This window comes from Massilia luteola, from assembly GCF_034420155.1.
Classification (GTDB): domain Bacteria; phylum Pseudomonadota; class Gammaproteobacteria; order Burkholderiales; family Burkholderiaceae_D; genus Telluria; species Telluria luteola.
In genome coordinates this window covers 15,924-42,889 of the sequence record NZ_JAXOFN010000036.1, presented here as the reverse complement: position 1 = coordinate 42,889, position 26,966 = coordinate 15,924, and the positions used below count along the sequence as shown (strand labels likewise).

At 67.8% G+C, this 26,966-nt stretch carries 15 protein-coding genes; 13 read left to right on the top strand and 2 right to left on the bottom strand.

The genetic code is table 11. The features are described 5' to 3' along the window. The first annotated feature begins 10 nt into the window (after positions 1-10). The 9 genes from U9J41_RS25195 (at position 11) to U9J41_RS25155 (ending at position 13,317) form a co-directional block, all read left to right on the top strand. Positions 11-1,636: a benzoate-CoA ligase family protein gene (locus tag U9J41_RS25195; RefSeq protein ID WP_322404919.1), complete on the top strand. Its 1,626-nt coding sequence runs from the start codon at positions 11-13 to the stop codon at positions 1,634-1,636. Then, entirely contained in the window at positions 1,633-4,008 is a 2,376-nt protein-coding gene (locus tag U9J41_RS25190) for a bifunctional salicylyl-CoA 5-hydroxylase/oxidoreductase (protein ID WP_322404918.1), read from the top strand. Before U9J41_RS25195 ends, U9J41_RS25190 begins: the two co-directional genes overlap by 4 nt. Further along, positions 4,008-4,763 carry an SDR family NAD(P)-dependent oxidoreductase gene (locus U9J41_RS25185; RefSeq protein WP_322404917.1) on the top strand — a complete coding sequence of 252 codons (756 nt, stop codon included), beginning with the start codon at positions 4,008-4,010 and terminating at the stop codon, positions 4,761-4,763. Before U9J41_RS25190 ends, U9J41_RS25185 begins: the two co-directional genes overlap by 1 nt. After that, positions 4,760-5,251 (top strand): MarR family winged helix-turn-helix transcriptional regulator, encoded by a 492-nt coding sequence (locus tag U9J41_RS25180; RefSeq protein WP_322404916.1) that lies wholly within the window; start codon positions 4,760-4,762, stop codon positions 5,249-5,251. Before U9J41_RS25185 ends, U9J41_RS25180 begins: the two co-directional genes overlap by 4 nt. A 15-nt stretch (positions 5,252-5,266) precedes the next feature. Beyond that, the gene (locus tag U9J41_RS25175) at positions 5,267-6,121 is read left to right on the top strand and encodes an enoyl-CoA hydratase family protein (protein ID WP_322404915.1); all 855 of its coding nucleotides are present in this window, start codon (positions 5,267-5,269) and stop codon (positions 6,119-6,121) included. A gap of 1 nt (position 6,122) precedes the next feature. After that, positions 6,123-7,280, top strand: a complete 1,158-nt coding sequence (locus U9J41_RS25170) for an acyl-CoA dehydrogenase family protein (RefSeq protein WP_322404914.1) — start codon at positions 6,123-6,125, stop codon at positions 7,278-7,280. Then, positions 7,280-7,669, top strand: coding sequence for a RidA family protein (locus U9J41_RS25165; RefSeq protein ID WP_322404913.1), 390 nt, complete (start codon positions 7,280-7,282; stop codon positions 7,667-7,669). The genes U9J41_RS25170 and U9J41_RS25165 overlap by 1 nt, the downstream gene beginning before the upstream one ends. A 254-nt stretch (positions 7,670-7,923) precedes the next feature. Beyond that, the gene (locus tag U9J41_RS25160; RefSeq protein ID WP_322404912.1) at positions 7,924-12,672 is read left to right on the top strand and encodes a discoidin domain-containing protein; all 4,749 of its coding nucleotides are present in this window, start codon (positions 7,924-7,926) and stop codon (positions 12,670-12,672) included. A gap of 9 nt (positions 12,673-12,681) precedes the next feature. Then, positions 12,682-13,317, top strand: coding sequence for an NF038129 family PEP-CTERM protein (locus tag U9J41_RS25155; RefSeq protein WP_322404911.1), 636 nt, complete (start codon positions 12,682-12,684; stop codon positions 13,315-13,317). A 60-nt stretch (positions 13,318-13,377) separates the two neighbouring features. Here the strand turns inward: U9J41_RS25155 and U9J41_RS25150 are convergent, their stop codons facing one another. Beyond that, the gene (locus tag U9J41_RS25150; protein ID WP_322404938.1) at positions 13,378-15,528 is read right to left on the bottom strand and encodes a LamG-like jellyroll fold domain-containing protein; all 2,151 of its coding nucleotides are present in this window, start codon (positions 15,526-15,528) and stop codon (positions 13,378-13,380) included. Positions 15,529-16,051: 523 nt separating this feature from the next. On the opposite strand from U9J41_RS25150, the gene U9J41_RS25145 reads away from it, so the two are divergent. From U9J41_RS25145 to U9J41_RS25135, 3 genes are all read left to right on the top strand, one after another. Continuing rightward, positions 16,052-17,533 (top strand): glycoside hydrolase family protein, encoded by a 1,482-nt coding sequence (locus tag U9J41_RS25145; protein ID WP_322404910.1) that lies wholly within the window; start codon positions 16,052-16,054, stop codon positions 17,531-17,533. Positions 17,534-17,579: 46 nt separating this feature from the next. Further along, positions 17,580-20,705 (top strand): glycoside hydrolase family 2 TIM barrel-domain containing protein, encoded by a 3,126-nt coding sequence (locus U9J41_RS25140; RefSeq protein ID WP_322404909.1) that lies wholly within the window; start codon positions 17,580-17,582, stop codon positions 20,703-20,705. Positions 20,706-20,924: 219 nt separating this feature from the next. Continuing rightward, entirely contained in the window at positions 20,925-23,888 is a 2,964-nt protein-coding gene (locus U9J41_RS25135; protein ID WP_322404908.1) for a TonB-dependent receptor, read from the top strand. 92 nt (positions 23,889-23,980) lie between these two features. Here U9J41_RS25135 and U9J41_RS25130 read toward each other — a convergent pair whose 3' ends face one another. After that, the gene (locus tag U9J41_RS25130) at positions 23,981-25,690 is read right to left on the bottom strand and encodes a glycoside hydrolase family 43 protein (RefSeq protein ID WP_322404907.1); all 1,710 of its coding nucleotides are present in this window, start codon (positions 25,688-25,690) and stop codon (positions 23,981-23,983) included. 224 nt (positions 25,691-25,914) lie between these two features. Between U9J41_RS25130 and U9J41_RS25125 the strand changes: the two genes are divergently transcribed. Further along, positions 25,915-26,964 carry a LacI family DNA-binding transcriptional regulator gene (locus tag U9J41_RS25125; RefSeq protein WP_322404906.1) on the top strand — a complete coding sequence of 350 codons (1,050 nt, stop codon included), beginning with the start codon at positions 25,915-25,917 and terminating at the stop codon, positions 26,962-26,964. Positions 26,965-26,966 lie beyond the last annotated feature (2 nt).

The window sequence follows — 26,966 nt, the reverse complement described above, 5'->3', positions numbered from 1 at the left end:
GGGGCGCTTCATGACGGGCATGTCCGCTGCAGAGTTGAGTCCATCGGCCCACGTCGACACCTTCGCGCGGGACCATCTCCCGCCCGTCGACCTGTGGCCGGACCTCGTGTTCGACCTGCCCGGGCTCCAGTACCCGGCGCGCCTGAATTGCGTGGCGGAGCTGCTGGACCGCCACGTCGCGGCCGGACGCGGCGCGCGCAGCGCCGTGCTGGGCGACGCGCTGACGTGGACCTATGCCGAGCTGCAGGCGCAGGTGGACCGCGTCGCCCACGTGCTGCGGGCGGATATGGGACTGGTGCCCGGCAACCGCGTGCTGCTGCGCGGGTCGAACTGTCCGGCGATGGCGGCCGCGATCCTCGCCGTGTTCAAGGCGGGGCTCGTCGCGGTGCCGACGATGCCGCTGCTGCGTGCGCGCGAACTGGGCATCATTCTCGACAAGGCGAAGGTGAACGCGGCGCTGTGCGCGCGCAGCCTGGCGGCGGAATTCGAGCAGGTCGAAGGCCATCCGCCCGTCGTGTATTTCGCGGACCCCGGGAATCCGGATGGGCTGGAGGCCCGCATGGCGCGGCACGATGCGCCGTTCGCACCGGTGGCGACGGCCGCCGACGACGTCTGCCTGATCAGCTTCACGTCCGGCACGACCGGCGTCCCGAAGGGCACGATGCACTTCCACCGCGACATCCTGGCCATCTGCGACTGCTTTCCGCCGCATACGCTCGGCGCGCGCGCGGACGACGTCTTCATCGGCACGCCGCCGCTGGCTTTTACCTTCGGCCTGGGCGGGCTGCTGTTGTTCCCCATGCGCGTGGGCGCGGCCGGCGTGCTGCTCGACAGGCTCACGCCCGAGGGCCTGCTGGCCGCCGTCGAGCGCTTCCGTGCGACCGTCTGCTTCACGGCGCCGACGTTCTATCGGCAGATGACGCCGCACGTCGCGCGCTACGACCTGCGCTCGCTGGGCAAATGCGTCTCGGCCGGCGAGGCGCTGCCGCTGGCGACCCGCGAGGGCTGGAAAGCGGCCACCGGCATCGACATGATCGACGGGATCGGCGCGACCGAGATCCTCCACATCTTCATTTCCGCCGCCGGTGCCGACATCCGCCCGGGCGCGACCGGCAAGCCGGTCCCCGGCTACCGCGCCTGCGTGCTCGACGACGACGGCCATCCGGTGGGCCCGGGGGTGACCGGACGGCTGGCCGTCAAGGGCCCGACGGGATGCCGCTACCTGGCGGACGAGCGCCAGCGCGACTATGTGCTGGACGGCTGGAACCTGACGGGCGACAGCTACGAGATGGACGCCGACGGCTATTTCTATTACCGCTCCCGCACCGACGACATGATCATCTCGGCCGGCTACAACATCGCCGGCGCCGAGGTCGAAGAGGCGCTGCTGCGCCATCCGGCGGTGGCCGAGTGCGGCGTCGTGGGCCGGGCGGACGAGGAGCGCGGCCAGATCGTCGAGGCGCACGTCGTGCTCAAGCCCGGCCACGCGCCGACGCCCGCCACGGCGCGCATGCTGCAGGACTTCGTCAAGGCGCAGATCGCGCCGTACAAATACCCGCGCGCCGTGCGCTTCACCGACAAGCTGCCGCGCACGGAGACGGGCAAGCTGCAGCGCTTCAAACTACGACTATCATGAACATCATCTGCATCGGCGGCGGACCCGCCGGCCTGTATGCCGCCCTGCTGATGAAGAAGCGGGAACCGGCGCACCGCATCGTCGTCGTCGAGCGCAACCGGCCGTACGACACGTTCGGCTGGGGCGTCGTGTTCTCGGACCAGACGCTGGGCAACCTCGTCGCGGCCGACGAACCGACGGCGCGCAGCATCCTCCAGGCCTTCAACCACTGGGACGACATTGACGTGTTCTTCAAGGGCGAGCGGATCACGTCGGGCGGCCACGGCTTCTGCGGCATCGGCCGCAAGCGGCTCCTGAACATCCTGCAGCAGCGCTGCGAGGAACTCGGCGTGGAGCTCGTGTTCGAGACGGACGTGCAGGACGACCAGGCCGTCGCCGCGCGCTATTGCGCCGATCTGGTCATCGCCGCCGATGGGCTGAACAGCCGCATCCGGACGCGCTATGCGGCGACGTTCCGGCCCACCGTCGAGACGCGGCGCTGCCGCTTCGTGTGGCTGGGCACGAAAAAGAAGTTCGACGCCTTCACGTTCGTGTTCAAGGAGACGGAGTTCGGCTGGTTCCAGGCCCACGTCTACCAGTTCGACGGCGCTACGTCGACCTTCATCGTCGAGACGCCCGACGACGTGTGGCGCAAGGCGGGCCTGGCCGACATGCCGCAGGAAGCGGGCATCGCCTTCTGCGAGCGCCTGTTCGCGGAACACCTGGACGGGCATCCGTTGCTGTCGAATGCATCGCACCTGCGCGGCGCCGCGATCTGGATCGCGTTTCCGCGCATCGTCTGCGAACGGTGGGTGCACTGGAGCGACGGCGTGCCCGTCGTGCTGATGGGCGATGCGGCGCACACGGCGCACTTCTCGATCGGCTCCGGCACCAAGCTGGCGCTGGAAGACGCGATCGAACTGGCGCGCTGCATCGGCGGCCACGGCGGCGACACGCGGGCCGCGCTCGACGCCTACCAGGCCAGCCGCGCCGTGGAAGTGCTGAAGATCCAGTCGGCCGCGCGCAATTCGATGGAATGGTTCGAGAACGTGGCGCGGTACACGGCGCTGGACGCCGAGCAGTTCGCGTACTCGATGCTCACGCGCAGCCAGCGCATCTCGCACGAGAACCTGCGCCTGCGCGACCCCGGCTACGTCGCGCACTTCGAGGACTGGTTCGCCGCGCGGGCCTGCGCGCGCGCGGGCGTGGACCTGCCGGCGGACGTGCGTGTGCCGCCGATGTTCACGCCGCTGCGCGTGCGCGACGTGTTCCTCAAGAACCGCATCGTCGTCTCGCCGATGGCGCAGTATTCGGCCGTCGACGGCGTGCCGGGCGATTACCACCTCGTCCACCTTGGCGCGCGCGCCATGGGCGGCGCCGCGCTCGTGATGACGGAGATGACCTGCGTGTCGGGCGACGCGCGCATCACGCCGGCCTGTCCCGGCATGTACGCGCCGGAACACACGGCGGCGTGGCGGCGCATCGTCGACTTCGTGCATAGCCAAACGGATGCGCGCATCGGCATCCAGCTCGGCCACGCCGGACCGAAAGGCTCGACGCGGCCCATGTGGGACGGCATCGACCAGCCGCTGCCCGCCGACAACTGGCCGCTGATCGCCGCCTCGGCGCAGCAGTACCTGCCGGGCGTCTCGCAGATTGCGCGCGCCGCGACGGAAGCGGATCTCGCGCGGATCGAAGCCGATTTCGTGCGCGCCACGCGCGCGGCCGCCGAGGCGGGGTTCGACTGGCTCGAACTGCATTGCGCGCACGGCTATCTGCTGTCGTCGTTCATCTCGCCGCTGACCAACCGGCGCACCGACGACTACGGCGGCAGCCTGGAAAACCGCTGCCGCTATCCGCTGCGCGTGTTCCGCGCGATGCGGGCCGTGTGGCCGGCGGCTCGGCCGATGAGCGTGCGCATCTCGGCCCACGACTGGGTCGAAGGCGGCATCACCCCGGCCGACGCGGTGGCGATCGCGCGCCTGTTCAAGGCGGCCGGCGCGGACATGATCGACTGCTCGTCAGGCCAGGTGAGCAAACAGGAGCGACCGGTGTTCGGGCGCATGTACCAGACCCCGTTCGCGGACCGCGTCCGCAACGAGGCCGGGATTCCGACGATCGCGGTCGGGTCCATCTTCGAGGCCGACCACGCCAACAGCATCATCGCGGCCGGGCGCGCCGACCTGTGCGCCGTGGGTCGGCCGCACCTGGCGAATCCCGCATGGACCTTGGCGGAAGCCGCGCGGATCGGCTTCACGGCCATCGCCTGGCCCAGGCAGTATTTGGCGGGCAAGGCCCAGCTGGAACGCAACCTGGAACGCGAGCGCCAGCTGGCGGCGGCCGGCGCGGGCCTGACGCCGCAACAGGTCGCGGCGCGGCTGCTGGAGGGCTGATGGACGCCTTGACCGGAAAACACGCCGTGGTGACGGGCGCCAGCCGCGGTATCGGCCTCGCGATCGCGCGCGCCTTGCTGGCGCAGGGCGCGCGCGTGACCCTGATGGCGCGCGACGCGGCCGCGCTGGAAGCCGCGGCGGCCGGCCTTGCGGGCGGGACGGCGTGGCAAACGCTGGACGTGACCGATGCGGCCGGCGTCGCGCAAGCGTTCGCGCGGGCGGGTGCCGTGGACATCCTCGTCAACAATGCCGGCCAGGCCGCGTCCGCGCCGTTCGGCCGTACCGACGACGCGCTGTGGCAGCGCATGCTGGACGTGAACCTGACCGGCGCGTACCACTGCATCCAGGCCGCGCTGCCGGGCATGGTGGACGGGGGCTGGGGACGCATCGTCAACGTCGCCTCGACGGCAGGTCTCACCGGCTACCGCTACGTGGCGGCCTATTGCGCGGCCAAGCACGGCCTCGTCGGCCTCACGCGCGCGCTGGCGCTGGAGGTGGCGCAGCGCGGCGTCACCGTGAATGCGGTCTGTCCGGGCTATACCGAGACGGACATCGTGGCGGATGCGGTGGCCAACATCGTGCGCACGACCGGCCGCTCCGCGGAGCAGGCGCGCGCCGGGCTGGCGGCCGTGAATCCGCAGGGCCGGCTCGTGCAGCCGGACGACGTGGCGCACGCCGTCGCCTGGCTGTGCATGCCGGGCGCGGCGGCGATGAACGGCCAGGCCATCGCGGTGGCCGGCGGGGAGGTCATGTGAAGCCCGCGCACGATGCCCCGCCCGACCTGACGGCGCGCCTGACGGGCGAGCATCACCAGGCGCTCAAGCTGTGGCTGCGCATGCTGGCCTGCACGACGCGCGTCGAGGCGACGATCCGCGGCCGCCTGCGCGCCACGTTCGGCGTCACGCTGCCGCGCTTCGACCTGATGGCCCAGCTGGAGCGTCATCCGGACGGTTTGCGCATGGGCGAGCTGTCGAAGCGGCTGATGGTCACGGGCGGCAACGTCACGGGCATCGCGGACCAGCTGGAGCGCGAACGGCTGGTCGTGCGGGTGGCCGATCCGCAGGACGGCCGCGCATTCATGATCAAGCTCACGCCGCTGGGCCGCACGACGTTTGCCGCCATGGCGGCCGTGCACGAAGGCTGGGTGGCGGACCTGTTCCGCGACATCCCGGCCGCCGACAAGACGAAGATGATCGCGCTGCTGGACACGATGAAGCGGCATCTGAACGACAACCGAGACTAGGACCAGGAGCACACCATGCGTTACCTGCAGGGCGACCCGCATGCGCTGCCGCGCAACCGCACGACGCTGGCCGGCTACCGCGCCGAGCATTTCCTGTTCGACGCGGCGGACGGCGTGGCCACCATCACGCTGAACCGCCCCGAGCGCAAGAACCCGCTGACGTTCGACTCATACGCGGAGCTGCGCGACCTGTTCCGCGCGCTCGCGTACGCGGACGACGTGAAGGCCGTCGTCATCGCGGGCGCGGGCGGCAATTTCTGCTCCGGCGGCGACGTGCACGAGATCATCGGGCCGCTCACGCGGCTGGACATGCCCGGCCTGCTGGCCTTCACGCGCATGACGGGCGACACGGTGAAGGCGATGCTGGCGTGCCCGCAGCCGATCGTCGCCGCCGTCGATGGCGTGTGCGCGGGCGCCGGCGCAATCCTGGCGATGGCGTCCGACCTGCGCCTCGGCAGCACCCGCGCCCGCACCGCGTTCCTGTTCGCGAAGGTCGGCCTGGCCGGCTGCGACATGGGGGCGTGCGCCATCCTGCCGCGCCTGATCGGCCACGGGAGGGCCGCGGAACTCCTGTACACGGGCCGTTCGATGTCGGCGGAGGAGGGCGAGCGCTGGGGCTTCTTCAACCGCCTGTGCGCGCCGGACGACTTGCCTGCCGAGGCGCTGCAACTGGCGCGCAGCCTGGCCGCGGGGCCCACGTTCGCCCACGGCATGACGAAGAAGATGTTGCAGCAGGAATGGAACATGGGGGTCAACGAGGCGATCGACGCCGAGGCCCAGGCGCAGGCGATCTGCATGGCGACCAACGACTTCCACCGCGCCTACCACGCCTTCGTGGCGAAGTCGGCGCCGCGCTTCGAGGGGGACTGACATGGCGGACAAGCGTTATCTGGAGTGGCCGTTCTTCGAAGGCCGGCACGTCGAGCTCGAGGCGGCACTCGACGAATGGGCGGGCGACGCCGTGCGCGACCTGCACTGGACCGACGTCGATGCCGATTGCCGGCGCCTCGTGCGCCTGCTGAGCGAAGGCGGCTGGCTGCGGCATGCGATCGCGGGCGCGGGCACGGCGATCGACACCCGGGCCATCTGCCTGATCCGCGAGACGCTGGCGCGCCACAACGGCCTCGCGGACTTCGCCTTCGCCATGCAGGGCCTCGGCGCGGGCGCCATCAGCCTGTTCGGCACGGACGCGCAGCGCGAGCGCTACCTGCCGCGCGTCGCGCGCGGCGCGGCGATCGCGGCGTTCGCGCTGTCGGAGCCGGACGCCGGTTCGGACGTCGCGGCGATGCGCTGCGCGGCGCGGGCCGATGGCGATGCGTTCGTCCTCGACGGCGAGAAGACGTGGATCTCCAACGGCGGCATCGCGGATTTCTATGTCGTCTTCGCGCGCACGGGCGAGGCGCCGGGCGCGCGCGGCATCAGCGCCTTCATCGTCGACGCGGACACGCCCGGGTTCTCGATCGCGGAGCGCCTCGCCGTGATCGCGCCGCACCCGCTGGCACGGCTGCGTTTCGACGGTTGCCGGGTGCCGGCCGCGCAGCGCGTCGGCGCCGCGGGGCAGGGCTTCAAGGTGGCGATGGCGACGCTGGACGTGTTCCGCACGTCCGTCGCGGCGGCGGCGCTGGGCTTCGCGCGCCGTGCCTTCGACGAGGCGCTGGCGCACGCGCAGCAGCGCCGGATGTTCGGCCAGGCCCTGGCGGACTTCCAGCTGACGCAGGCGAAGCTGGCGCAGATGGCGACGTCCATCGATGCGAGCGCATTGCTGACCTATCGCGCGGCGTGGCAGCGCGACCGCGGCGGCAAGGTGACGAAGGAAGCGGCGATGGCGAAGATGACAGCGACGGAATCGGCGCAGCACGTCATCGACGCGGCGGTGCAGATGTTCGGCGGGCTGGGCGTCAGCAGCGGCCATCCGGCGGAGCGGCTCTATCGCGAGATCCGCGCCCTGCGCATCTACGAGGGCGCCACCGAAGTGCAGCAACTGATCATCGCGCGCGAACTGCTGCGCGAAGCGAAGGAAGGAGCGTGATGGACATCCTGCAACCAGCGGGCTGGCCGCGCCCGCGCGGCTACGCGAACGGCATCGCGGCGAGCGGCCGTTTCGTGTTCGTGAGCGGGATGATCGGCTGGAACGTCCACGGCGAGTTCGAGAGCGACGGGTTCGCGTCCCAGGCGCGCCAGGCGCTGCTCAACGTGGTCGCCGTGCTGCGCGAGGCCAAAGCGGGGCCCGAGCACATCGTGCGCATGACCTGGTACGTGGTCGACAAGCGCGAATATCTCGCCGCGTCGGCCGAGCTGGGCGCGGCATACCGCGAGATCATCGGCGCGCATTATCCGGCCATGACGGCCGTCGAGGTGCGGGCGCTGATCGAGGACCGCGCGCGCGTGGAAATCGAGGCGACGGCCGTCGTGCCCTAGCAGCCGCACGGCATCCCGGGCGCCATACCCGGCAGCAGAATAAATACCGGCAGGCCGATCGCCTGTCGACGGCGCCACGCCCGCCTGCGTGACCCGGACCCACCTCTACGGTTCCGCGCCTCCAGTTATCGATCACAAATATTTCGCGCGAAGACATTTTCTGGCGGCGTACGCATGCTAGACTTTGCGCGGGGTATCGATAACATAAACCTGACCGATGATCCCGCAAAAACAAAACCGTAGAGGAGACCCAAATGAATAAAACCGGTAACCGCGCCCCCCTGTTGCGGGCGGCGGCGCTCGCCGTGTCGCTCGCCATCGCCGCGATGGGCCCGGCCGCGCATGATGCCTTCGCAGCCGACACGATCCAGACCATCGTCACGACCTACCAGCCGACCATCAACGAGTCGATCGACGCGAGCGGCTTCAAGCACCCCGGCGTCGGCCTGACGAAGGACGTGCTGGAGACCATGCGCGCCGAGGTCCTGGCGCAGAAGGAACCCTGGAACACCTATTTCAACCGGATGCTGCTGTCGGGCGCCGCCTCGAAGACGATCTCGTCGAACAACCAGAGCGGTTCGGACCCGACCAAGCCGGGGACGGTCGCCTTCAACAGCCAGGGCGTGGAATCGAAGTTCATCGCGGACGCGCTCAAGGCCTACACCCAGGCCATCCTGTACTACGTGACGGGCGACGAGACGTACCGCGCGAACGCCATGCGCCTGATCCGCATCTGGGCGCAGATGGACCCGACCCAGTACGCCTATTACACTGACGCCCACATCCACACGGGCATTCCGATGAACCGGATGATGGCGGCGGCCGAGATCATGCGCTACACGAGCTGCCAGACCGCGGCGCTGGCCTGGACCGACCAGGACACCGCGAACCTGACGGCCAACCTGATCGTGCCCGTCACCGAGACGTTCAATCACAGTCCCGACCACTTCATGAATCAGCACCTGTATCCGCTGATCGGGTCCATGTCCGGCTATATCTTCACGGGCAACCGCGCGCGCTGGAACGAGGGCGTCGAGTGGTTCACGATCAACAAGACGGCCGTCGACCAGGGCCAGAACGGCTCGATCAAGCAGTTGTTCCGCCTCGTGACGAAGAACGACCTCACGGGCGAAGCCGTCACGCCGATGGTGGAGCACGTCGAGATGGGACGCGACCAGGCGCACGGCGCCGGCGACGTCACCAACATGAGCATCCTGGCGCGCCTCCTGATGTCGCAGGACACGAAGATCGACCCCGTCAACGGCACGGCGTCGACGGCGCCCGATGCCGTGGGGCCGTACGAATTCCTGAACGACCGCATCCTGGACGCGACCGAATACTTCGCCGGCTTCATGCTGGGCTACGACACGCCGTGGGTGCCGACGGCCGCGCACACGGACCCGAACGGCGTGCCCACCGTGATCTACAAGACGCTGCAGGGCGGCTACCGCGGCCGCCTCACGCAGAACACGTGGGAGCCGTATTACTATTACAAATACACGCGCGGCCTGGACATGAACCAGCGCGCCCCCAACTTCACCCGCATGTTCGCCGACCGCACGACCTACAACTGGGACGGCGTGGACGGCGGCGGCGATTTCTGGCTCTTCATTCCGCCCGCGGCGGAAAGCGAGGGCACGCAATTCCTCGTGAAGCCCATCGTCGACCCGCTGCGCGAGGTGGAAGACCGCTTCACGTCGCTGGACGGCTTCGGCACGGCCATGCAGGACGATGCGGCATCGTTCGTGCGCGTCGCGGCGACGGGGGCGGGCAGCAGGCTGGCCGTCTTCGGTTACGCCAACGGCACGCGCAGCGTCGCGTTCCGCGTGCGGACCAATGGCGAAGCGTCGATGGACGCGTTCGGCGACACGATCCTGCTGCCGGACACGCAGGGTCAATGGCGCTACGTGAGCTACGCCTTCAACCAGTACCAGGGCCTGGGCGACTATCTGCCCCTCACCATCAAGGGCGCCGGCACGACGGTCGACATCGACCACCTGAACGTCAACCCGGGCACCGCGATCACGCCGCCCGTGTTCACGAGCGGCGACGCGGAGCTGAGCCTGTACACGAACGCCGGGTCGACGGCCGCCGTCGCCTACAGCTTCGCGGCGACCGACGCCACGGCGACCGACGTCCTCACCTACAAGATCGACAACCTGCCGCCAGGCGCCCAGTTCGATACGGCGACCGGCGCGTTCTCGTGGGTGCCGACCCAGGCCGGCACCTATAATTTCATCGTCACGTCGACCGACGGCACGGTGATCACGTCGAAGGCCGCGCAGGTCGTCGTCAGCGCGGACCGCCAGTCCGCGATCGCCGCCGTCACGGCCGCGTACAAGCCGGGCACGCTGTACACCAGCGTCACGCTGGCCGTCTACAACGCGGCCTATGCGGATGCGACGAATTCGGTGGGGACGGCGACCGACGACCAGTTCTACCAGAAGCTGGGCGCGCTGCAGGCCGCCATGACGGGCCTCGCGGAACTGACGCCGCTGCTCGCCGACGGCAGCATGAATTTCGCGAACATGTTCGTCTCGTCCACGTTCGGCACGGCCGTCCCGAACCTGCTGGACGGGAGCTCCGATTCGTTCGTGTTCTACGGCCAGGCCCAGAACCTGACGCACACCATGGACTTCGGCCCCAGCTACAAGGTGAACGCCAGCGCGTTCCAGCTGCAGGTGCGGACCAGCTTCCCCGAGCGCATCGGCGGCGTCACCGTGTTCGGTTCGAACGACAACGAGAACTGGGTGCGCCTGACCCCGGGCATGACGGCGGTCACGGAAGACATGCAGACGCTGGACGTGAGCGACGACCTGAAGAACCAGCAGTTCCGCTTCCTGAAGCTGCAGATGATCGAGCCGTCGAGCAGCATGTTCGAAATGGCCGAATTCCGGATCTTCGGCACCCGGCACGAGACGGTCAACCAGCTGTCGTCGGTGTCGCTCGCCTCCGACCAGGCGCTGAAGAAGCGCATCGTCCCGGGCAATACGGTCAAGCTGAATTTCCAGGCGACGGCGCCGATCAGCGCGGTGGCGGCGACGATCCAGGGCCAGCCCGCGCAGGTGACCACGACCGACAACGTCAACTACACGGCGACGGCCGTCATGCCGGGCGACGTCAAGCCAGGCGCCGTCAAGTTCCTGCTGAACTACAAGACGGCGGCCGGCGTCGATGCCGAACCCGTGCTGTTCACGACGGACAGCACGTCGCTGTTCATCGCCGACCAGACGAACTACCTGAGCAATCTGCTGGCCATCACGAGCCTGCAGGATTCCAGCGGCCGCAACGCGACCGACCTGCTGGCGACGGTGAACACCCTGTTCGACAGCAACCTGGCCAGCGGTACCGATTTCCGCGTGAACGGCAGCGGTTACGGCGGCTGGGTGATGTTCGACTTCAAGGAGGGCGGCCAGGCGACCATCCAGCGCGCCGAAGTGATCGGGCGCCAGGACCAGTACTCGTCGCGCATCAACGGCACCGTGGTGCAGGGCTCGAACGACAACACGTCATGGACGACGATCTCGAACGCGGCCGGGAACACGGCGGACTGGCAGACGCTGACCGTCGGCAGTCCGCAGCCGTACCGCTACATCCGCATCACCAACGGCAATAACTGGTACGGGAACATGGAGGAGCTGCGCCTGTACGGCACCGCCGCATCGTCGAACAAGATCGCGACCGTGTCGATGAGCTCCGCGCAGGCGCTGCGTACGCGCATCGTCCCCGGCAGCGCGGTCAAGCTGACCTTCACGGCCAAGGAAGCGGTCAGCAACGTGGCCGTCGCGATCCAGGGTGTGGCGGCCGCGGTGACGACGACCGACAACATCAACTTCACGGCCACCGCGACGCTGAACCAGGGCGTCGCGGCGGGCGCCGTCAAGTTCGCGATCAGCTACAAGCAGGCCAACGGCGAGGACGGCTTCACGAGCACGAGCACGACGGACAACACGGGGCTGACGCTGGTCGACGAGGCGGACACGATCCGTAACGTGTCCACCGTGGCCACGTTGATCGACTCGAGCGTCAACCGTCCCGCGTCCACGACGCTGGGCAACGTGAACAACCTGTTCGACGCGAACCTCGGCTCGATCTCGGACTTCCGCACCGGCAGTAACAACTCCGGCGCCGGCAGCTTCATCACGTTCGACTTCAAGTCCGGCAACCAGGTCAACCTGACGGGCGTGGAACTGGCGGCGCGCCAGGACCAGTATTACACCCGCGCGAAGGGCACCGTGATCCAGGGCTCGAACGACAACACGACCTGGACGACACTCACCAGCCCCGCCGCGTCGACGCCGGAATGGCAGACCTTCCCCGTCGCCAGCGCCGCCCCGTACCGCTACATCCGCATCTACAACGGCGGCACGTGGTTCGGCAACCTGTCGGAAGTGCGCCTGCACGGTTCGCTGCACGGCGCCGACACCACGCCGCCCGTCACGACGGCCGCCACCGATCCCGCGTCCGCGGCGAACGGCACGTACGCGACGAACGTGACGGTGACCCTGTCCGCCAGCGACGTCGGCGGCACCGTCGCGGCGACGTATTACACGGTGGACGGCGGCGCGCGCCAGACCGGCACGGCGCTGGCGCTGGCCACGACGGGCAGCCATACGGTGGCCTACTGGAGCGTCGACGCCGCCGGCAACACCGAGGCGCAGCATACGCTCGCCGTGAACATCGCGCCGGCCGACGTGAGCGCGAGCGTCAAGATGACCCAGCAGGGCGCCACGCTGAATCGCGCGACGGGCAAGTACGTGGGCGGCGTGACCGTCACGAACACCAGCGCGACCGCGCTGGCCGGCCCGCTGTGGCTCACGCTGAACGGGCTCACGGCCGGCGTGACGCTCGACGGCGCCGCCGGCACGAACGGCGGCGCGCCCTACGTCGTCGTGGGCGGACCGCTGAATCCCGGCGCGACGCTGACCGTGCCGCTGACGTTCACGAATGCTGCCCGCACAGTCATCGGCTACACGCCGGCGCTCTTCCAACCCCATTTCTGAGGATATGAGATGAACATCCGAATCAAACAGACAGTCGCCGCCCTGTGCACCCGGGCGGCCCTCGCCGCGCTGCTGGCGGGCGGCGCCGGCATCGCGTCGGCCGGCACGATCCACGTCGCGATCGACACGTCGGCGTTCGGCGCCGCCGACGGCTACATCGACATGAACCTGAGCGCCGCCAGCGACAAGCCGCTGGCGACGGTCGTCGTCGACCACATGGTCGGCTTCGACAGCAGCGCGTACATCGATTCCTGGGGCCTGACGCCGGTGCCGGGCGGCTACGCGTTCCGCAACGACACGGCGAACGATCTGTTCCACGCCGTGGATTTCGGCGGCGTGCTGTCGTTCGACCTGACGTTCGCCGGCGAGTCCGACCCACTGGCGAATTATGTGTCGCATTTCGTCGTGTCGGCGTTCGACGGTGCGGTCGCGCCGCTCGGCCATTACGATCCGGTCACGGGTGCGCTGGCGGACTTCGCCTGGACGCCGGCGACGAGCGCGCAGGAGCAGGGGAGCGTCGCCGTCACGCTCACCGATCCAGCGGTGACGGCGGAGACCGCGGCGGCGGTGCCCGAACCGGCCACGTATCTGCTGGCGGGCATCGGGTTGACGGCGCTGGCGCTGGTGCGCCGCCGCCGGGTTTGACGCTGCGCTGAAGCAGCGGGCCGGCCGCGTCGCGCGACGCGGGCCGGCCTTGTCACATGGTCAGCTGGAGGCGATCAGCGCCGCGATGTCCGCCGCGCTGAGTGCCCCGCGATAGATGCGGAACTCGTCGATCTTGCCGTTGAAATAAGGGTCGCCCGAATACTGCGAGCGGCCGATCCAGTTCTGGCTCGTCCCGCCCAACTGCCACGGCGGCAGGAACTCGGCGTTGTTGGAACCCGCCACGGCGCCGTTCACGTACAGCGTTGCGGTCTGTCCCGACAGCGTGACGGCCACGTGCACCCATTGCGCCGTCGGCAGCGCGGCGGTACTCGACACCGCCTGCTCGCCGTGGCCGCCGTCGACGGTGATCGCGAAGCGCGCGCCGCCGCTGCCGGAGCGCGGCGTGAGGAACATATAGCGGCCGGTGCCCGAACCGAAGTCGAAGATCCGCTCCCAGGTGCGCGACGCGTTCCAGTACACCCAGCAGGCCACCGTGAAGTCCGTCAGGTCCGTCACGAGGTTGGCCGGCAGGCTCACATAGTCCGTGCTGCCGTTCAGGGCCAAGGCGCTGCCCGACTTGCCGGTACCCCACGCGGCGCTGCCGTTCAGCGTGCCGGCATGTCCCTGGCCGCTGGCGTCGGACACCGCCGTGCCGGTCCCCTCGTTGCACGCCAGGTAGGTGTGGAGCGTCTTGCCCACCTTGGCGGTGGCGCGGTTGGAATCGGCCGTTTCGCCGACTGGCGTCATGGCGGAGACGACGTAATACCAGGTGCCCGTGCCGGGATCGTCCGTGTAGGTCAGCAGGTCCGTGATGCCGCTCGCAATGGTGGTCCAGGGGCCGCTGGTCGACGTGGCGCGCTTGACGTTGTAGCTGGTGCCGTAGGCGCTGCCCCACCACGACAGCTCCACCTTGCCGGCCGGCGCGCGCGCCTTCAGGCCGCTGGGGGCGACGCCGGCGCCGATCGGGTCGCGCGTGCACGTGAGGGTGCCGTAGCCCAGCTGGTCGTAGCCGCCGCTGTTCGGGCCGTAGTTGCCGCCGCCGCCTTCCGGCTGGATCTGCAGCGCGAACATCTTCGAATACGGCGCCGCCAGGCCCTTGCGGTTGACGTAATGGTTGTAGACCAGCGCCCAGCACGGCCGGACGTTGCCCTGGCTGTTCGTCGAGAACACGGCCTGGTTGACGTTGTCCGCGTTGTTGTACTTGACGTAGGGCACCGTGTAATAGGTCGTCCCCGACTGGATCAGGTTCGCCTTCGCCACGTACTCCGCGCCCATCAGGAAGCGGTTGTTGTCGTAGCCGTACAGGTCCACGCCCTGGTTCCACGCCATTTCGCAGATGGCGCCCATCAGCGCGATGCCGAGCGTGTTGTGGCCCTGGTCGCGTCCCGATTCCTGCCATTGGCCCAGGAAGCCCGGGTGGATGTAGTACACGGCCTGCGCCACCGCCCCGTTGCCGGCGCCCGCCTGGAAATAGGTGACGGCTTCGTCGAACAGGGTGCGGTCGTCGCACAGCACGCCGATCGCCAGGATCGACGCCATCTGGCACAGGTCCCAGTTGGCCCAGTAGTGCGTGATGTCGGTGCCGTTGTGGCGGATCAGGAAGTCGTGGTTGATGGAATAGAACACATTCCGCATCATGTTCTGGAAGCTCGTGATGTCGGCCGCGGCCCACCCGGTGTAGGTGCGCATGATTTCGCCGGCGTTGGCGAATTCGTAGCCGTAGATGCCGGCGGCCAGGGCGGCGTCCGTCGTACCCTGGATCGACGTGAGCGTCGACGACCAGGCATTCATGATCTGCACGGCCTTGTTGGCGTAGTTGATGTCGCCCGAGATCTTCCACCGCACGGCACAGGCGTAGGCGGCCGCCACGTCGTTGAACAGGGTGCTGTAGTTCTCGGCGTGGGTACCGTCGTAGCCGCGGTACACGATGGTCTGCGGGTGCGGCGTGTACGTCAGGCTCGCGTGCGAGTTGTTGATCAGGATGTTCCAGCTGCCGGACCACGGCGAGGTCGTGTACTTGGCCGTCATGCGGTCGAAGTCGGCCTGGGTGTGCAGCAGGCCGGGATGGACGAACGGGCCGGTCGATGCACCGGTCCCGCTCATCGTCCCGGTTGCCGTTGCGCCTGTCGTCCCGCTGGAGAGCAGGCTGGCGGCGGGACCTTCGGCGCCGCCCGCGCCGCAGCCGGCGAGGGCGAGGGCACCGAGACTCATGAGGAAATTGCGGCGTCCCAGTTCGGCGCGCGACACGTCGTCGGGCGCGTCCGCGGGCGTGAGGGCGGGGCGGGTTTGGCTGGCTGATTCATTGCTGTCGTGCGGTTCGATTCTCTTCATGTGGCGTCTCCATGCCGTGCAGGCGTGTGTTGGACTGCGATCGAAGGTGCTGCCGTACTGCCGCGCCGATGCTAGCATGGTTCGCCCTTGTTTTGTTATCGTTAACTACCGTGCGGATCAAGCTGTCGCGGGATCGCATCTGCCATGTGCAAACGATATCCGTTTCGCTAAAAAACATATGGGTCGCGGCGGGCCGGCGCCGTTATGATCCGGATATGACCATGGCCGCGCTTCAATGAAAACACGGGCATGGTCTTGACAGTCGCATCGGATGTGATATAACTGTAATTGCGGCTGTTATCGATACCAAACATGGCGGGGCAGGCTTCGATGCCTCCCAACCAAACGATAAGCCCGGCGGCGGCGCGGTCCGCACGCACGGGTAATAAAGGAGACGATGTTGTTGTCCACGTTACGTGCGTTCGCACGCCTGTGCACCGTGCCGCTTGCCGTTCTCTGCGCCGGTCTGTTGTCCGGCATCGCACCGGCCCACGCCGGCGAGAACCGGCTGCAGGTGCACCCGTTCCCGAATCCCATCCGCTATTCCCACCACAACGACGATTACACGGTGCGCGTGCGCGTGCCCGGCGGGGCATGGCAGGACCTGTACGAATACAACGTCAAGGTGGACCTCGACAAGCCCCAGGATGCCTCGATGGTGTACTTCAATTTCGACGGCGCGGTGGAGGTGGCGGTCCAGAAGAACAACGGCATGTTCTCGAAGGTGACCATACGGCCGGATGCGAAGGGCGTCAAGCCGCTCGTGCGTGACGGCATCGTCTACTTCACCCTGCGCCGCCCGGACAACCTGAGCGTGGAATTCGACGACGACCACCTGCACAACCTGCACGTGTTCACGCACGCGATCCGCGCCGACATGCCGGCCGTGCCGGCGGACCTGTCCTCGTACGACGTCGGCACGGGCACGACGCCCGACATGACGCAGCCGACCGTGTTCTTCGGGCCGGGCATCCACAGCGGCGACTTCCGCGTGCGCTCCCACACCACGGTGTATATCCACGGCGCGGCCATCATGAAGAATCCCCTCGTCATCGACGGCGTGGAAGACGTGAAGGTAATCAGCGACGGCCTGTTCGACGGCGCCGACATGATGACGGTGCGGAATTCGCGTCACGTCGAGATCGACGGCCCCATCTTCATCAACCAGCCGCACGGCACGATGCGCTGCATCACGTCGCAGGACCTCGTCGAAAAGAACATCCGCACGATCGGCGCGGGCCAGTGGTCCGACGGGCTGGGACATTTCGCCTGCGAGCGCGTGACGATCGCGGACAGCTTCGTGCGCACGTCGGACGATTGCGTCACGTTCTACAACCACCGCTGGGACATCTGGGGCAACACCCGCGACGTGCAGGTGAAAGACTCGACCCTGTGGGCCGACATCGCGCACGCCGTCATGATCGGCATCCACGGCAACACGCCGACGCCCGCCCACCCGCAAAGCGAGGTGCTGGAGCGGCTGCGCTTTTCCAACATCGACATCCTCGAGCACGACGAGGACGAGCCGGAGTACGAGGGCGCGCTCGGCATCATGGCCGGCGACGACAACCTGGTGCGCGACGTCGTGTTCGACGACATCCGCGTCGACCGCATCGAGGAGGGCAAGCTGTTCAACCTCAAGATCGCGTACACGGCCAAGTACAACACGAGCCCCGGCCGCGGCATCGAGAACGTCACCCTGCGCAACATCCACTACACGGGCCGCGGCTCGCCGAGCGCGGCGCGCATCGCGGGCCGCGACGGTGCGCGCATGGTCAGGAACGTCACGATCGAGAACGTGACCGTCGGCGGCAAGCGCTTGACCGCGCCGGAGGCGGGACTGCTCGAGGTGAACGAATTCGTCGACGGCCTGCACTTCCGCTGAAGGACAGGCCATCATGCACGGACAACAAAAGCAAGGCAGGAACTTCATGGCATCAATGCACATCATCGCGACCGTCTTCCTCGCCACGGCGGCGCTGCCGGCGCTGGCGGCCCGGCCGCAGCCGGCCGAGTGGGAGCAGCCGGACGTGGTGGCCGTCAACCGCGAACCGATGAAGGCGACGTTCTTCAATTTCGAATCGCGCGACAAGGCGCTGGCCGGCGACAAGGCCGCGTCGCAGTACTATCTGTCGCTGGACGGCACGTGGTCGTTCAAGTATTCGCCGAACCCGGAAGCGCGCCCGAAGGAATTCTTCAAGACGTCGTACGACGTTGCGAAATGGGGGCACATCCAGGTGCCGGGCATGCTGCAGGCGCAGGGCTACGGCAAGCCGATCTTCACCAACATCAAGTACCCGTTCCCGCAGAACGAACCGTATATCGCGCATGAGCTGAACGAGGTGGGTTCGTATCGCCGCGAATTCGACGTGCCGGCCGGCTGGAACGGCCGCGACGTGTTCCTCCAGGTCGGTGCGGCGGGCGCCGCCTACTACGTCTGGGTCAACGGCAAGCGCGTCGGCTATTCGGAAGATTCCAAGCTGCCGGCCGAATTCAACCTGACCCGCTACGTGCACCCGGGCCGCAACATGATCGCGATCGAACTGTATCGCTGGGCGGACGGTTCGTACCTGGAAGACCAGGATTTCTGGCGCGTCAACGGCATCGAGCGCAGCGTGTACCTGTACGCGGAACCGAAGACGCGCCTGCGCGACTACCGCGTGACCGCGGCGCTGGACAAGCCGGCCTACCGCGACGGCCGCTTCGAGCTGGTGGCCGACATCGCGGGCGTTCCGGCCACGATGCGGGTCGACGCCCGCGTGCTGGACGGCGCGCGTGAAGTCCTGCATGCGCAGGGGACGTCCGGCGCGGACGGCAAGGCCGTGCTGGCCGGCGCCATCCCGTCCGTCAAGCCCTGGTCGGCCGAGACGCCGAACCTGTACACGCTCCTCGTCGAGGTGTCGGATGCGCAGGGTCGGCTGGTGTCGGCGACGGCGCGCCGCATCGGCTTCCGTACCGTCGAAGTGGCGGACGGCGAAGTGCGCGTGAACGGCAGGCGCGTGATGATCAAGGGCGTCAACCGGCACGAGCACGACCCCTACACGTGGCGTGTGATGTCGATGGAGACGATGCGCAAGGATATCGAATTGATGAAGCGCGCCAACGTCAATGCCGTGCGCGCGTCGCATTACCCGAACGATCCGCGCTGGTACGACCTGGCCGACGAATACGGCCTGTACATCATGGACGAGGCGGACCTGGAGTCGCACGGCTACATGCAGGCGGGCGACCAGGCGGCGACGCCGCAGGCGCGCGCGTCGATCCAGCTGGGCTACAAGCCGCACTGGCGCATCGCCCACCTGGACCGCGTGTCGCGCATGGTGGAGCGGGACAAGAACGCGCCGTCCGTCATCTTCTGGTCGCTGGGGAACGAGGCCGGCACGGGACCGAACTTCGAAAACGCCGCCGCGTGGATCCGCAAGAACGATCCGACGCGCCTGATCAGCTACCTGGGGCACGGGACCCTCGGCGAGGAACACCTGCCGAACGCCTACGTCGACATCTACGCGCCGATGTACGACGACATCGAAAAGATGGAGGACTACGCGCTCGATCCGGCCTACCGCCAGCCGATGATCCAGTGCGAGTACGCCCACGCGATGGGCAATTCGCTGGGCAACCTGGAAGACTACTGGAAGGTCATCCGCGCGCACCGCAAGCTGCAGGGCGGCTTCGTGTGGGACTGGGTCGACCAGAGCATCATCGCGCGCGACGACAAGGACCGCACGTACTGGGCGTCCGGCTTCGACCTGAATCCGGAACACGGCGACAACAGCGTGGTCGGCGACGGCGTCGTGCGGTCCGACCGCACGCCCGATCCGGAATACTACGAGCTGCAGAAAGTCTATTCGCCCGTCGTGTTCGAAGGCGATCCGGCAGCAGGCGGCATCGAGGTCGTGAACCGCTACGATTTCCGCGACCTGTCGCAGCTGGCGTTCGACTGGGAGCTGGCGCGCGACGGCGTCGTCGTCGCGCACGGCGCCTTGCCCGCTGCGGCCACGCCGGCCGGCGGCAGGCAGAAACTGGCCCTCGCGCTGCCCGACATCGGTGCCGGCGGCGAGCGGGTGCTGACCGTGCGGGCCCGCAGCCGCGCGGCGGCGCCCGGCGTGGAGCAGGGCACGGTCGTCGGCTGGTCGCAGTTCGTGCTGGCGTCGACGCCGGCCGCGCGCAAGGCGCCGGCAACCGTCGCCCCCGTGCGCTCGGACGGCGCGGTGGAGCTGCGCGCCGGCGACGCCGTGCTGCGCCTCGCGCCGGCCACGGGCCTCGTGACTTATACGGTGGCCGGCCGCACGGTGCTCAAGGGCGGCGCGCCGAATTTCTGGCGCGGCCTGACGGACAACGACGAAGGCGCCGGCGTGGACAAGAGCCACAAGGTCTGGCAGACGTTCACGGAACAGCGCAAGGTGCGCGACGTGGCCGTCGATGGCGACCGCGTGCGCGTGCTGTTCAGTTTCGGCGCCGGTGCCGCGCACTGGGAAAACGTGTACCGCATGCGTGCGGACGGCAGCGTCGAGGTGCAGGCCAGCTTCACGCCGCTGCGCGACGACCTGCCCGATCCGCTGCGCCTGGGCCTGCGCTTCGACAGCCTGCCCGCGCTCGATACGCTGTCCTGGTATGGCCGGGGCCCGTATGAATCGTACGCGGACCGCAAGACGGGTTCCGCGCTCGGCCTGTACGCGGGCAAGCTGGCCGACCAGTACCACAGCTATATCCGTCCGCAGGAGAGCGGCAACAAGACGGATGTGCGCTGGTTCCAGTTGAAGGGTGCCGACGGCGCCGGCATCCGGGTGGACGCCGACACGCCGTTCTCGTTCAACGCGCTCGCATTCCCGTACGAGGACCTGTACCTGCGGCCGCGCGGCACGTGGAAGAGTTCCGAGATCGCGCCGCACGGCGACGGCACGGTGCTGGTCGACATGGCGCAGGCCGGCGTCGGCGGCGACACCGGCTGGAGCCTCGACGGCCGGCCGCATGTGAAGTACCGCATCCCGCTGGCGCCCGCGAGTTACCGCTTCGTGCTGGCACCCGTGCGTGCCGGGCAGGTGGCGCAGAAGTGATCGATGACCGGGGCCTGTCCGGTCCCGGAGCATCGCGCCGGCGGCCTGTCAAGGCGCCGGCGTCGTGTAGATACCACATCAACAATGATATTTCGCAAAGGCATCAATACGAGGAAGGACCGCACGTATAATTCAACCTAGATTTGTTATCGATACCTAAAACGCCGGACATACGAATCCGGACTACCCATGCCAAATCGGACTACAGAGGAGAACCAAATGAATCAGAATCGCAATATCGGACCGAAAATGTCGGTCGTCGCCCTGGCGCTTGCCCAGGCTTTCGCGGGCAACGCGTTCGCGCAGCAGGCGGATGCCAACACCGTCATCGTGAAGGGCATCCGCGCCAGCGCGCAGTCATCGCTCGCCATCAAGCGCGACACGATGGAAGTCGTGGATTCGATCACGGCCGACGACATCGGCAAGCTGCCCGATCCGAACGTCACCGAGACCATGACCCGCATCCCGGGTGTGCAGGGCTACCGCTACGGCGGCGAGGGCGCATCGCCCGTGGGCACGGGTTCCGGCGTGACGATCCGCGGCCTGTCCGGCCAGACGGCATCCGAAGTCAACGGCCGCGCCTACTTCACGGCCGGCAGCCGCGAGTTCAACCTGGAAGGCGCCATTCCCGGCATGGTGGCCGGCATCGACGTGTACAAGAACCCGTCGGCGGAGCACATCGAAGGCGCCATCGGCGGCCTCGTCAACATCCGCACCCGCAATCCGAGCGACTTCAAGGGCCTGACCGGGGCCCTGAACATCGGCGGCCGCTACAACGATCTCGACAAGTCGTCCAAGCCCGAGCTGTTCGGCATGATCGCAAACCGCTGGAACCTGCGGGGTGGCGGCCGTATCGGCGTGATGGCGGCAGCGGTGTTCCAGCAGAGCACGGGCCGTTCGGACAACAACCCAGCCAACGGCGGCGCCAACTACAAGCGCGCGTTCGGCGCCGACAGCGCCGAATACGCGACGGCGGCCGCGGCCAATACGGCGAATGATCCGAAGCTGCCGATGTCGCAGTACGTCGGCCGCAGCGACATCTCGTACCTGACCAGTGTCCCGACGCTGGCGACGTCGTCGACCGTCGGCGCCTACACGCCGAACCTGGCGGGCCTGAGCGCGGCGCAGATCAGCAACGTGATGGCGGCACCCGCGGCCACCAACAACGTGTTCGAAGAAACGATCATGCGCACCCGCCGCGGCCTGAACCTGGCCGCCGACTGGCGCGTCGACAACACGCTGCGGTTCTACGTCGACGGCAACTACACCTACTACCTCTACCATCAGAATTACCGTGGCCTGAACTCGTCGGATAACGTCAGCGGCAACGTGCAAAACCTGCAGACGGCGCCGTTCAACATGACCGAGCAGCTGGCCAACGGCAACATCAACGGCGGCAGCAACGACGTCCTCGCGAACAAGCGCTTCCTGAGCGGCAGCTTCGTGAATTCGACGATGACCACGACCGGCGGCGACGAACACCGTCCGTACACGACGTGGATCGCCGCGACCGGTGCGGAATGGAGCCCGACGCCGGCCCTGCACCTGAAGGCCGACGTGAACTTCATCAAGGCCGACCAGACCCAGGACAACCGCTCGGTGAACCTGGTATCCAATCCGGGACTGTACTGGACGACCAACCGCGTCGTCGACGGTGCGCCGCACCAGTTGACGTTCACTGGACCGAGCCTGTCCGATCCGTCCAATTTCATGTACCAGAGCTATAGCAACGGCACGCACCAGAGCTATCACGACACCGGGGGCGCGGTGGCGCTGGACGGTACGTACTCGCTGGACGACGGCTGGTTCTTCAGCCGCCTCAAGTTCGGCACGCGCGCCGCACGCCAGTCGAGCAGCTACAACAACTTCGGATTCAACGGCCGTCCGCTGACGTCCGACGGCCTCGGGCTGGCCGCCAACGGCAGCAACGGCATCTCGGCGGCGACCGGCGGCCACACGGAGTCGGCGCCGACCAACTTCATGGATGGCCTCGCAGGCTATTCGGGCGGCTACGTCGTCTACGCGCCCGACCAGCTGCTGGGCAACCAGGTGAGCGCCGCCTTCCCGAAGGCCGGCATCCTGCCCGAGGACGCACTGACGGAACAACTCCTGTCCCGCCGCTATACGAACGAGAAGACCAAGGCGGTCTACCTCGTGGGTGATTTCGCACTGCTGGACGACCGTCTCAAGGGTAACGTCGGCGTGCGCGTCGTCCGCACCAATGGCGAATTCGTGGCGCAGGTGGCGGACCCGATCACCGGCGTCATCGGACCGTACCGTCGCACGACGGCCTACACGAACGCACTCCCGTCGTTTAACGTGACCTACGACCTGGCGAAAGACTTCCTGGCGCGCTTCGGTTACGGACGCGGCATGACCCGTCCGGGCCTCGACCAGCTCAATCCATCCCTCACCGTCAACACGACACAGGGCACGTTACAGGTCGGCAACCCGGATCTGCATCCGCTGACCGCGAACAGCTTCGACTTCTCGCTGGAGCGCTACTTCACCAAGACGAACTACGTCGCAGCTGCGGTGTTCGACAAGGAGATCAACGGCTTCTTCAACGACGTCCAGAACTGCGAGACCGTGTCGCTCGCAACGGGCTACACCGGGGCCGTCTCGAACGGTTGCCCGAGCGGCCAGCTGCTGGTATCGAAGACCCTGAACTCCGAGAAGGGTTATGCGCGTGGTGTCGAGATGTCCGGCCAGTACTTCTTCGACACCGCCCCTGGCATCCTGAAGAATTTCGGTGTGTCCGGTTCGTACACCTACGTGAAGACGGACAACCCGTTCAACGTCGGGACGAAGGCCAATCCGAACATCATTTCGACGCCGCAGCCGTTTGCTTCGAAGAACAGCTACAGCGTGAGCGCCCTGTACGAGGACAACAAGGTGTCCGCGCGCCTGGTCTACACCTGGCGTTCGCCGTCGGTGCTGTTCGGCTTCTCGCCGAATCCGGTCGATGGCCGCTATATCGACGCGTACGGCATCCTGGACGGCTCGTTCAACTACCAGTTGACCGACAACATGGCGCTGTCGCTGACCGCGTCGAACATCACGAACAAGACGCTCAATCGTAACGTCGGCGGCCTGGGCAACGAAACCAGCCTCGAACGCCAGCACTACGAGAACGGCCGCTTCTTCGGTTTCAGCCTGCGCTACAAGTTCGGCAATATGTAAGGGCTGCTCTCTCGTCGCGGGAATCGGTTCCCGCCTTCGACCCGCTGCCGGCACGCGCCGGCAGCGGGTTTTTTAATGGCGGCGGGAACAGGTCAGTACGGCCCGATACCGGGCGCAGTCACATTGAAATAATCGACCTCCAGGAACGACGGCTGCGCGCGCGGGCGCGACCCGACGCTGAACAGGCCGACCTGCGCGCCCACCCACGTGCCGCGCGTGACGGGAAACGGGTCGCCCGCGGGCTTGAATTCGCGGCCGTCGAGGCTGTACGAAAAGCCGGCGAACGCGTTCTCGTTCATTGCCATACGCAGGGTCAGCGAGTCCGGCGCGTCGGCCAGGACGACGGTCGATTCTTCGCGGCAGCGCGGTCCGAACGGGCCGCATACGGTGCGCACGAGGTCGGTCCGGCCGCCGCTGCGGCGCAGCCCCAGCCACGTGTACTGCATCGCATTGACGATCAAGCCCGCGCGGTCGCCATCCACCGCGCCGGCCAGATGCACGCGCGTGTCGACGATGAAGCGCGACGCGGGCGCCTTCTGCGTCAGGATCGATCCCGCCGCGCGCACATAGCCGTCCGCCTCCGGCACGACCTGCGTGGCCAGGCGCAGGTGGCCCGGATGGTCGGTCAGCGAATACCAGCCGGGTGCCGGGTTCGCGCCCCATTGCCATTGCGGGCCGAGGCTGGCGCCGTCGAACGCATCGCTCGTCATCGGCGCCGCCGGGCCGAAGCCCTGGACCGGCTTCGTGTACGTGATGACGGGTTCGCCCGTGCCGGGCGTGCGTCCCGGCGCGCCGATGACGGGCCAGCCGCCTTCCCAGCGCATCGGCTGCAGGTGCACCACGCGGCCGTAGGCGCCCTTGTCCTGGAAGTGGACGAACCAGTCCTTGCCGTCCGGCGCATCGACCCACGCGCCCTGGTGCGGGCCGTTGACGGGCGTGTCGCCCTGGTCCATCACGCGCCGGGCCTCGTACGGCCCGGCTATCGAGCGCGCGCGGAACACGGCCTGCCAGCCCATCTCGACGCCGCCCGCCGGCGCGAACACGTAGTAATAGCCGTTTGCCTTGTACAGCTTGGGGCCTTCGACCGTGTGGTAGCCGGGATAGCGGGCGCCGTCGATGACGACCTTGCCGCCGTCGTCCAGCATGCGCGTCGCCTGCGGGTCCATGCGGCGCAGGGTCAGCACGTTGTTGATGCCGGCGCGGCTCTTGGCCCACGCGTGCATCAGGTAGGCCTTGCCGTCGTCGTCCCACAAGGGCGCGGGGTCGATGATGCCGCGTCCGGCCAGCAGCAGGCGCGGCGCGCTCCACGGGCCGCTGAAATGCTCGGCCGTCATGACGTACACGCCATAGTCGGGGTCGGGGTAGAAGATCCAGAAGCGGCCGTCGTGCCAGCGCAGGCACGGCGCCCACACGCCCTTGCCGTACTGCGGGCGGGCGAAGACGGCGGCCGGTTCGAGGCGGGGCAGGGCGTGGCCGACGAGCGTCCAGTTCACGAGGTCGTGGGATTCCAGCAGCGGCAGGCCGGGCGCATTATTGAAGCTGGACGCCGTCATGTAGAACATGTCGCCGACGCGGATCACGTCGGGATCGGAATAGTCGGCGTGCAGGACGGGATTGCGGTAGCGGCCGTCGCCGAGGTCGGCGATCCAGGGCGCGGCCGCGAGGTCGCCGGCCATGGCGGGGGCGGGCGCGCGCGCGGGCTGCGCCACGCTGCGGCATCCGGCGCCGGCAGCGCAGGCGAGGAGTACGGCGATGGCGATCCGCGTGCGTGCGGGCGAGTGGACGGTGGGCGAGGCGGGCAAGCAAGTCTCCTTCTTTGGGTTGTTATCGATCTCATGGTAGCATTCGCGGATAGACGCTATCAAGGCTATCCGGACCGCATAACGACGGGCCGTGCGGCATGCGTCGGCCATGGCCGCTTGTCACAAGTGGCGTTTCCGCTGGCCCGGCGGTATCATGTGATAACACATATACGGCTTGAAATCGATAACATCGCCGGAACGACAGACTACAGGACAATAATTCAATGGGTAGTGAATCCAAGCACGGCGACCGCTCTTCCGGCGGCGCGACGGTATGGGACGTGGCGCAAAAGGCCGGCGTCTCCGCGATGACCGTCTCGCGCGTCATCAACGGCAATGCCAGCGTCAGCGACAAGACGCGTGAAAAGGTCAACCGCGCGATCCAGGAACTGAACTACCAGGTCAACGTGGCGGCCCGCGCGGCGCGCATCGGCACCTTGCGCGTCGGTCTGTTGTACAGCAACCCGAGCGCCGCCTTCCTCAGCGCGTTCCTCGTCGGCGCCCTCGGCGAGTGCAGCCAGACGGGCGCCCACCTGATCCTCGAGAACTGCGACAACCTGCGCAGCCAGCGCAAGGCGATCGACCGCCTGATCGCGGACGGCGCCGACGGCATCCTCGTGCCGCCGCCGCTGTGCGACTCCAAGGCCGCCCTCAAGCAGCTGGGTGAACTGGGCATTCCGTCGGTGGCGGTGGCGACCGCGAAACCGTCGCCGCAGATGTCGGCCGTGCGCATCGACGACTACGAAGGGGCGCTGACGATGACCAAGCACCTGCTGGCGCTCGGCCACACCGACATCGGCTTCGTCAAGGGCGACCCGGAACACACCCCGGCGCAGCTGCGCTACCAGGCGTTCATCGACGCCATGCGCGAAGCCGGCCACCACGTGCCCGCCGAGCGCGTGGCGCAAGGCATGTTCACCTACCGTTCCGGCCTGCTGGCGGCGCGCGAGCTGCTGGCCCATCCGACGCGGCCCACGGCGATCTTCGCCAGTAACGACGACATGGCGGCGGCCGTCATCGCCGTCGCTCACGGCATGCATCTGCAGGTCCCGGACGACATCGCCGTCTGCGGCTTCGACGACACGCCTGTCGCGACGACCGTGTGGCCGGAGCTGACGACGATCCACCAGCCGATCACGGAGATGGCGCGCAGCGCGGTGGCGCTGCTGGTGGAGCACATCCGCTCGCGCCGTGCCGGCCAGTCGTACATGCCGCAGCACCGGCTGATGCCGTACACGCTCGTCGAGCGGGAGTCGACCGAAGCGGTCGATTGACC